The organism is Brevibacillus borstelensis (assembly GCF_037834415.1).
Lineage (GTDB): Bacteria > Bacillota > Bacilli > Brevibacillales > Brevibacillaceae > Brevibacillus > Brevibacillus borstelensis_A.
Window position 1 is genome coordinate 18,792 of sequence record NZ_JAUMSJ010000050.1, and the last position, 8,982, is coordinate 27,773.

Below are 8,982 nucleotides of genomic sequence, written 5' to 3' on the forward strand. Positions count from 1 at the left end.
TTTCTAAGCGATATGCTAATCGACAAGGTCGCCTTATTTGCTTGCACACGGCACTCGCTCTAGTCTTTAAACAACAGCGAAGCGCCGGCGATTCCCGGATGGGTCATCTCGTACGGATCGAGGATCAGATCGAGCTCTTCCTCGGTCAGGACATTGTGCTCAAGGCACAGCTCCCGCACCGATTTTCCGGTCAAAATCGCCTCGCGGGCAATGCGTGCCGCTACTTCGTACCCGAGGTGAGGGTTGACGGCGGTAATAACGCCAACGCTCTTCTCGACGTAAGCCTTCATTACTTCTTCATTGGCGCGGATACCGTTGAGGCAGTTTTCCTTGAACACGCGGAAGACGTTGTTCATGATGCTGATCGATTGCAGCAGGTTAAAGACGAGCACCGGCTCCATGACGTTCAGCTCGAGCTGTCCCGCTTCGGAAGCGAGGCAGATGGTGTGGTCGTTGCCGATCACCTGGAACGCCACCTGATTGACCACCTCGGCCATGACCGGATTGACTTTCCCCGGCATGATGGAGGAGCCTGGCTGACGGGCTGGCAGGGAGATTTCCCCGAGTCCGGCGCGCGGTCCGGAAGCCATCAGGCGCAGGTCGTTGGCGATTTTGGACATGTTGATCATGCACACCTTGAGAGCCGCGGACACTTCTGTGTAGGCATCCGTGTTTTGCGTGGCGTCGACCAGATCGGATGCGCCTTTGATCGGCAGGCTGGTGATCGCAGCCAGATGCTTGACGACGCTCTCGATGTAGCGCGGCTCCGCGTTCAAGCCAGTTCCTACGGCAGTCGCGCCCATGTTTACTTCGTACAGATGCTGGCGGGAGCCGGAGATCCGCAGGATGTCCCGGGAAAGCACTTTGCGGTACGCTTCGAATTCCTGGCCCAGACGGATCGGAACGGCATCCTGCAGATGCGTTCTGCCCATTTTGATAACGCTGTCAAACTCTTTCGCTTTTTGGGAGAACGACTCTTGCAGGCTGTCCATCGTGGCGAGCAGCTGGTCCAGCATCATCAGCACGGCGATGTGGATCGCTGTCGGGAAAGCGTCATTCGTTGACTGGGACATGTTCACGTGCGTATTCGGGCTGACCTGGAAGTAGTCGCCTTTCTCAAAGCCGAGAATTTCCAATGCACGGTTGGCAATGACTTCGTTGGCATTCATATTGATCGAGGTTCCGGCGCCGCCCTGAATCGGATCGACGATAAACTGATCATGCAGGCTGCCATCGATAATCTCTTGTGCCGCCTGAACGATCGCTTCCCCGATGCGGCGGTTGAGCTGGCCTGTTTCCATATTGGCGAGTGCTGCCGCTTTTTTCACCATCGCCATCGCCTTGATCAGCGATTCGTGAATTCGGTATCCGGTAATCGGGAAGTTTTCCAGGGCCCGAAGCGTTTGCACGCCGTAGTAGGCGTGTTTGGGCACTTCCTTTTCACCGAGGAAGTCTTTCTCTACCCGCTTGGTTACTGCCGCATCCATGTGTATACAACTCCTACAGGATATTTTTGACGTTAAACAACGTTGTTTACTTTCATCAAAATCGTAACATAGTTTCAAAAAAAGAAGTAGCTTTAAATCAATTAAACGAATGAATTGAAATGATTGTAGAACCCGATCAGTGTTGATAAGATGGGAGATAAACTTTGTGAACAAGGGAGGCGGACCCCATGCATCGGGATGAGCTGCTGCAAGAGATCACGTATATTGACGGAATCACGATCATCGATACGTCGGGAACGATCCTCTTTTCGGTGAAATTCAACCCCCGTTTTGTATCCGGGAACGAGAAGACGGATGAAATCGTCGGGGAAAATCTGTTTACTTCCTTTCCTATGCTAAGCGAGCAAACAAGTACACTCTATCATGCGCTGAAAACGGGCCGTCCCACTTTTCGCAAGCGCCAGGAAATCATTGATTTTACCGGCAAAAAAATCGAGACGACCAATGTCACGCTGCCGATCAAGACAAACGGACGGGTGATCGGGGCGATTGAGCTGTCCAAGGATATAAGCAAGCGCGGGCAGCCAATAGACGAGCTGATCGAGCTGGACGCCAGCCTGTTCATACCAAGCAAAACGGTACAAACAAATATCCAGCCGGAAGGGGCCAGATACACGCTGGACGACATCGTCACGGGCAACGAGCAGATGCTGGAGCTGAAGCGGCAAGCGCAGAAAATGGCCCGCGGACGCTCGCCGCTCTGTCTGTTCGGAGAGACGGGAACGGGGAAGGAGCTGTTTGCTCAGGCGCTGCACCATGCAAGCGACCGCTCGCACAAGCCCTTTATCGCCCAGAACTGCGCGGCCATTCCCGAAAGCCTGATGGAGAGCATTCTGTTCGGGACGAAGAAAGGCAGCTTTACCGGGGCGGAGGACAATCCGGGGCTGTTCGAGCTGGCCGATGGCGGCACGATTTTTCTCGACGAATTCAACTCGATGCCCCATTCCCTGCAGGCAAAATTGCTGCGTGTGCTGGAGGACGGTCTCATCCGAAGGCTGGGGGACAAGCATGTCCGCAAGGTGGACGTGCGGGTGATCGCCGCCACCAACAAGCATCCGCGTCAGTGCGTCAGGGAAGGACAGCTTCGCCCGGACCTGTACTACCGGCTTTGCGTGATGGCGCTGCATCTGCCCCCGCTTCGCCAGCGGCCTGAGGATATCGAGCTGCTGCTGCCTTATTTCATCAACAAGTACAACCATCTCATGGGCAAAAGCGTCCGGCATATCGCCAAAGGCGTGTATGAGTATTTGCAAATGCACGATTGGCCGGGGAATATCCGGGAATTCGAATACGTCGTCGAATTTGCCCTGCAGCTCAAGGAGGACGGAGACGAAACGCTGCACCGCCGCGATTTGGAGACAATCATGAACCATCTAAGGGACGAGCAGGCACCCGTTTCGGAAGGAAAAGCGAGGGGGGCAGCAGCAGGGGAGCAAGAAGGAGAAGAGGAAGGGCAGGGAGAAAGGGAGGAGCTCGTTCCGCTCAAGGAAGCGGTCGCCTGTCTGGAAAAACGGCTGATCCGACGAGCGCTGGCGAAGACAGGGGGAAATGTCTCGAAAGCGGCTCTTTTGCTGAACATTCCCCGGCAGTCGCTGCAAAATAAAATTCGCGACTATGGATTAAAATAACAGCAAAAACGAGGCTGGAACCTATTTTTTGCCATTTCATACATCTGCCCAAAAACGTACAAAACAGTGCCCGAAAAATAACAAAAAATGCGGGCGAACCAGGAATGTGCCTTTGAAGAGATGGTGTATCCTCGCGGAAAAGGAGAGATACCCGTCTTTTTTTTGAGAATATTCCATAAAATGGCTGGCATGGTCCTTGCTTTGAGAAGACGGCATCACTGCTTTTGCAAACGAGGAGGATGCTTGCCATGATTATCGGAACGTTTAAAGAATTGAAGCCGGGAGAGTCGCGCGTCGTGCTTACCCCGACGGAAGTGGCCGAGTTGACCGGCGTAGGCCACACCGTCCTGATCGGCAAAGGGACAGGCGAAAACGCCGGGTTTTCCGACCAGGCCTATGCGGAAGCCGGGGCCGAGCTGAGAGACAGCATGGAGGAAATCTACGCCGAAGCGGAGTTGATCGCAAAGGTAAAAGAGATTTTGCCGGAGGAATACCACCTGCTGCGGGAGGGGCAGATCCTGTTTACATGTCTCCATCCCGCGGCCAACCGGAAAGAGGTGGATGTGCTGCTGGACAAAAAGGTCATCGCCTTTACCGCTGAGGATACGCATCAGTACGGCTCTCCCAACGGGGAAGTAGCCGGAAAGCTGGGAGCGCTCTGGGGCGCCCACTACCTGCTGAGCGTAAATGGCGGGATGGGCAAGCTGGTCAGCGGCATTGGAGGCGTACCGGGAATTCAGGCGCTCGTCATCGGTGCCGGAATTGTCGGCCGCAGCGCAGCCAATGTCCTCTCCTCGCTCGGAGCTCGCGTCACGATGATGGACGTGAATATCGGCGTCCTGCGGGAAGCGCAGTATCTGCTGCCAAAAGGGGTAGACACGATGTTTTCCAACCAGAGCAATATCCGCCAGGTGCTGCCGCACGTCGATTTGGTAATGAACTGCGTCAAATGGCCGAAGCACCGCAAAGACCATCTGATCACCCGCGACATGCTGCAGCTGATGCGCAAAAAGGCTGTCATCGTCGATATCAGCGCCGACGTGGGCGGAGCGGTGGAGACATACAGACCGACTACTTACGATGAGCCTACATACGAAGTCGACGGCATTATTCACTTCGGCGTCGACAACATTCCGGGCGCGGCCCCCCACACCACTTCGATTGCTTATGCGGCCTCTGTATTTCCGCACATCAAGTCGATTGCCGACCACGGACCGGACGAGGCGGCTCGGCGCAATCCGTATCTCCGCCGGGGATTGACGTCGTACAGAGGAATTCTGACCCATGAGGAGACTGCTTTGATCCAGCAGCGCGAACGGACTGCCCCGGAAGAACTGCTCGGCTTGCAGGCGAAATAGCGATCACAAACAAAGAGGAAAAAGGGGGAAGAGCTATTTATGGAAGCGACTGAAGCAGTTCATCTCGGAATCATTTCGCTGGTTCCGGCGACGGTCTCCGTCATTCTCGCGTTTTGGACCAGAAATACCGTGTTCTCGCTCGCAGTGGCCTGTTTTCTCGGCATCCTGTTGTCCGGGAAAGGCCTGATGGGCTTTCCCGCCTTGCTGAAAACGGCGCTCGGTACGACGAGCTTTTCCGGACTGTTGCTCCTGGAGCTGTTTATCGGCGTGATGATCGCGTTTTTCCAGAGGACCGGAGCGATCCAGAACGTGACGCTCATGCTGGAGCGCAGGCGGTTCACACGGGTGAAAACACAGCTTGTCGCCTGGTTTTTGGGCATGTTCGTATTTTTTAGCGATTATTTCAGTCCGCTGTTCGTCGGCTCGACCATGCGCAATCTGGCTGACAAGGCGAGAATCTCCCGGGAAAAGCTGGCCTATATCGCCGACTCCACATCGGCGCCGGTCAGCGTGCTGGTGCCGATTACGGGCTGGGCGGCCTATTTTACCGGCCTGTTGATCGGGGTGGGGACCATCGCCAATGAATCGCAAGCCATGTCCCTGTTTTTAAAGACCATCCCGTTCAACTTTTACGCCATTCTGTCGGTGCTGTTCGTTGGGTTGCTGGCGATGCGCGTCATTCCGGAATTCGGCCCGATGAAAAAGGCGGAGAAACGGGCATTGGAAGAAGGGAAGGTGCTCCGCGACGGCGCTGATCCGCTGATGGGATCGGAGCTGACCGACACCCCTCCTTACGAGGGAATCAAGACCAATGTCTTTTTGAACTTTATCCTGCCGGTGATCATTGTCATCTCTATCGCCATCGGCACCTTTATCACCATGAAGTCGGCCAAAACGATGGAAGCCTTTTTGGCGGCATCGGTCATACTCGGCATCATCATGCGTATTCAGGGAGTACCGTTTGCCGACATCATGAAGACGGCGACAGCAGGCATGAAAGGCGTCATGCCGGCCATTCTTGTGCTGGCCTTTGCCTATGCGCTCAATCAGCTCAGCAAAGACATGGGGACAGCCCACTACATCATATCCGTCACGGAAGGCTGGCTGACGCCTCATCTGCTGCCGTTTCTGATTTTTATCATGTGCGCCGTTATTTCCTTTGCCACGGGAACGTCGTGGGGCACCTTCGCCATCGTCATGCCGCTGGCCGCTCCGCTCGCCTTCACCTTTTCCGGAGGCGAGGTTTCCATTCTGGTCGTCGCCACGATTGCCGCAGTAGCGGGGGGAGGCGTCTTCGGAGATCACTGCTCGCCGCTGTCCGACACGTCGGTCCTCGCTTCCACAGGCGCGGCCTCCGACCACATCGATCACGTCAAGACGCAGCTTCCGTACGCGCTGACGGTCGCAGCCATTTCGGCTGTGCTGTATCTGGTGATCGGGTTTGTGTTTGTGTAGAGGGGATGCCTGCTGATATAGGAAAAAAGTCGCGAAAAAACCGGAGGTATTCCCCCTCCGGTTTTTTATTGATCTTACGAAGCCTGAGACAGCGTATTGCTTTTTCCGAGTCCCAAATGCTCCTGCAACGTCTTGCGAATCTCGGCCAAGTCCTGTTCGTCCAGCTTGTAGTAATAGATGTTATTGAGGTACAAGTTGCTTCCCTTCAGCTGCATTTTCTCAATATCGACGCTGCTTCCCTTGGCGAATTGATAGAACGCCTCCAGATCAGACAGGCGCAGGTTCGTCTTCACGTTGTCGCCCAGCGCTTCCAGAAGCGCCCCGTACTTCGTGACCGAGCCAAACGACAGGGTTTTGTGAAAGATCGCTTCCAGCACGAGCTGCTGGCGTTTTCCGCGCTCCATGTCGCTGTCTATTTTTCGTGTGCGGACAAGCGCCAGCGCTTCTTCGCCGTTTAGCGTCTGCAGCCCTTTTTTCAGCTTGATCGCACGCGGCCTGTCATTGCTGTCCTGTTCCGTAAACGAGATCGGGACATCCACCTCGATCCCGTCCAGGGCATCGACAATTTGCATAAACCCAGTGAAGTTTAATTTTACGTAGTAATCGACAGGGACATCGAGCAGCCCTTCCACTGTTTCTACAGTTCCATCCACGCCGCCGAAGGCATGCGCGTGATTGATCTTGTCCTTTTTCTTCTCGACAGGCACGTATACGTATGAATCGCGCGGAATGCTGAGCAGCTTCACAGAGCGGTCTTTTTTATTGAAGGTGGCGAGCAGGAGGGCGTCTGTACGGACAGCTTCCCCGTACAGCTTATGTCTTTGCTCGCTGTCGTCGACACCCATCAGCAGGACAGAAAAGCTGTCGGCCAAGGCGTCTTTCTTTTCGGTGCGCTTTGGAGAAACCGTTCCCCGCTGCAGCTCCTGGTGGGCTTTTTCCTCCATAATGGCTGCCTTGCGGTACAAATCGACCGCATACCCGGTGGAGACGAACAGCAGGACCAGAATCGGAATGAGCAAAAAAACGATGCGACGTTTGCTTTTTCGTTTTCGTCTTTGGTTATTTTTCACAATGGATTTCACCTCGATAGGATGTACACTGATTGTAGACGATTTTCGACAAGATTTCGTTACAGGAGGGTAACAACTGTCAGAAATAGGGCATTTTTTGCCGATTTTTTTCTTTTCTTCTGAAAACAGGCAGGAAAAACGGGGGACAAGCTGTAAAAATAGGAGAGAGGCAATAGGATAAAGTACGCAAATCTTTTGGCATCGGCAGCACATGTCTGAACAGAAAGCTTTCGAATCAAAATGATGAGGGAGTGTGGGACGATTGAGCACAAACGACCTTCTGCAAAGCACCTTGCCGCACATGCTGGAGCAAAGTTGTAAGCGCTTTCCTTGGCGCTGTGCCGTTTATTTCAAAGGACAGCAATGGAATTATGGAACACTGGGAACGATGGTCAAGAAGTTTGCCGCCGGACTGCACAGTCTCGGCATCGAGAAGGGAGACCGGGTGGCGGTCATGCTGCCCAACTGCCCGCACTACGTGGCAGCCTACTACGGCATTTTGCAGCTGGGCGGAATCGTCGTACAGATCAATCCCATGGCTGTCCCGGCCGAGCTGGAGCACTATCTGACCGACTCGGGGGCCAAGGCCTTGATCGTCTTTGCTCCGTTTTTGCCGGTTGTCGAAAAGGCAAAAAACGCCGAAGGCTTGGCGGCGAGGATCATCGTCGAGCTTCCTCCCTCGGATTCGGAGCTTCCAGCCGGGTTCCTCCGTTTTGAAAACGTTCTGGCGCTTGCCGAAGAGCTGCCAGAGGTGCCGGTCTCCCCGGATGACATTGCCGTTCTTCAGTATACGGGCGGCACGACCGGGCGCTCCAAAGGGGCGATGCTGACTCATCAAAACCTGTATGCCAACGCCTATCAGTCCCACCTGATCATGGGGGGAGACATCGACAATCCCGACCGGATCTTGACCGTGATCCCGCTCTTTCACGTCTACGGTATGACCGTTTGCATGAACATGGCGATTTTCGGCGGTTCGCAGCAGGTCATGCTGCCCCGGTTTGACCTGGAGGAAGTGCTGGAAACGATCAAGGATACGGAGCCGACGGTATTTCCAGGCGTGCCCACGATGTACGTGGCGGTCAACGCCCATCCGAAGGCGGAAGAGTACGGCATCTCGTCCATCCGCCTGTGCGCAAGCGGCTCCGCTCCGCTGCCTGTGGAAGTCATCAAAGGCTTTGAAGCCAAGACCCAAGGCATGATTCTCGAAGGCTTCGGCCTCACCGAGGCTTCTCCGGTCACGCACTTCAACCCGAGGGATAAGCGAAAGGCAGGGTCGATCGGCACAGCCATTCCCTTTACAAAATCCAAAATCGTCAGTCTGCAGGACGGAGAGACAGAGCTCGGGCCGAACGAAGCGGGAGAGCTGGTCGTGCGGGGGCCGCAAGTGATGAGCGGATACTGGGGAATGCCGGAAGAGACGGCGGCGACGCTCAAAGACGGCTGGCTGTTCACGGGAGATATCGCCTACAAGGACGAAGAGGGATATTACTACATCATCGACCGGAAAAAGGACATGATCATCGCGGGCGGCTTCAATATATATCCGCGCGAGGTGGAGGAGGTTCTCTACCAGCATCCGGCTATACAAGAGGCAGTCGTCATCGGCATCCCCGATCCGTATCGGGGGGAGACGATCAAAGCGTTCGTGGTTCCAAAAAAGGGAGCTGCCCTGACGGAAGAGGAAATCACCGGTTTTTGCCGGGAGAACATGTCTGCCTACAAGGTGCCGAGAATCATCGAGTTCCGCGACGCCCTGCCCAAAACCGCCGTCGGCAAGATTTTGCGGCGGACGCTGCGGGAGGAAGCAAAAGGAGCGGGCACGACGTAAGAAAAAACAGGCAGGATGATTCGAAACCCCCGTTGACAATCTTCCCGTTCGTAGCGCCAACCGATAGATTCGAAATCGCGTTCATAACCATAAAATAGAGGGCAGCCTGGGCATTCGGGCGGCTTTCTGCTT

The 8,982-nt window shown here is 54.9% G+C and carries 6 protein-coding genes; 4 read left to right on the forward strand and 2 right to left on the reverse strand.

The window, feature by feature from the left end; all coding sequences use genetic code 11:
• Positions 1 to 59: 59 nt before the first annotated feature.
• Positions 60 to 1,487, reverse strand: coding sequence for an aspartate ammonia-lyase (gene aspA / locus Q3F21_RS24995; RefSeq protein WP_340258949.1), 1,428 nt, complete (start codon positions 1,485 to 1,487; stop codon positions 60 to 62).
• Between the two features lie 188 nt (positions 1,488 to 1,675).
• Here aspA and Q3F21_RS25000 point away from each other — a divergent pair, with 188 nt between their 5' ends.
• The 3 genes from Q3F21_RS25000 to Q3F21_RS25010 all read left to right on the forward strand — a co-directional run bounded on the left by Q3F21_RS25000 (position 1,676) and on the right by Q3F21_RS25010 (position 5,949).
• Positions 1,676 to 3,136 (forward strand): sigma-54 interaction domain-containing protein, encoded by a 1,461-nt coding sequence (locus Q3F21_RS25000; RefSeq protein ID WP_340258952.1) that lies wholly within the window; start codon positions 1,676 to 1,678, stop codon positions 3,134 to 3,136.
• A gap of 248 nt (positions 3,137 to 3,384) precedes the next feature.
• Positions 3,385 to 4,494, forward strand: coding sequence for an alanine dehydrogenase (locus Q3F21_RS25005; protein WP_340258954.1), 1,110 nt, complete (start codon positions 3,385 to 3,387; stop codon positions 4,492 to 4,494).
• A gap of 39 nt (positions 4,495 to 4,533) precedes the next feature.
• The gene (locus Q3F21_RS25010; RefSeq protein ID WP_340258957.1) at positions 4,534 to 5,949 is read left to right on the forward strand and encodes a Na+/H+ antiporter NhaC family protein; all 1,416 of its coding nucleotides are present in this window, start codon (positions 4,534 to 4,536) and stop codon (positions 5,947 to 5,949) included.
• A gap of 74 nt (positions 5,950 to 6,023) precedes the next feature.
• Here the strand turns inward: Q3F21_RS25010 and Q3F21_RS25015 are convergent, their stop codons facing one another.
• On the reverse strand, positions 6,024 to 7,031 hold the full coding sequence (locus Q3F21_RS25015) for an LCP family protein (protein ID WP_340258959.1): 1,008 nt from the start codon (positions 7,029 to 7,031) through the stop codon (positions 6,024 to 6,026).
• 289 nt (positions 7,032 to 7,320) lie between these two features.
• Between Q3F21_RS25015 and Q3F21_RS25020 the strand changes: the two genes are divergently transcribed.
• Positions 7,321 to 8,850: a long-chain-fatty-acid--CoA ligase gene (locus tag Q3F21_RS25020; protein ID WP_425341302.1), complete on the forward strand. Its 1,530-nt coding sequence runs from the start codon at positions 7,321 to 7,323 to the stop codon at positions 8,848 to 8,850.
• Positions 8,851 to 8,982 lie beyond the last annotated feature (132 nt).

Excerpts from the sequence above, each read along its gene's own strand:
- Q3F21_RS25020 (WP_425341302.1), top strand. The coding sequence starts at position 7,321 with ATGCTGGAGCAAAGTTGTAAGCGCTTTCCTTGGCGCTGTGCCGTTTAT.
- Q3F21_RS25010 (WP_340258957.1), top strand. The coding sequence starts at position 4,534 with ATGGAAGCGACTGAAGCAGTTCATCTCGGAATCATTTCGCTGGTTCCG.
- Q3F21_RS25000 (WP_340258952.1), top strand. The coding sequence starts at position 1,676 with ATGCATCGGGATGAGCTGCTGCAAGAGATCACGTATATTGACGGAATC.
- Q3F21_RS25005 (WP_340258954.1), top strand. The coding sequence starts at position 3,385 with ATGATTATCGGAACGTTTAAAGAATTGAAGCCGGGAGAGTCGCGCGTC.
- aspA (WP_340258949.1), bottom strand. The coding sequence starts at position 1,487 with ATGGATGCGGCAGTAACCAAGCGGGTAGAGAAAGACTTCCTCGGTGAA.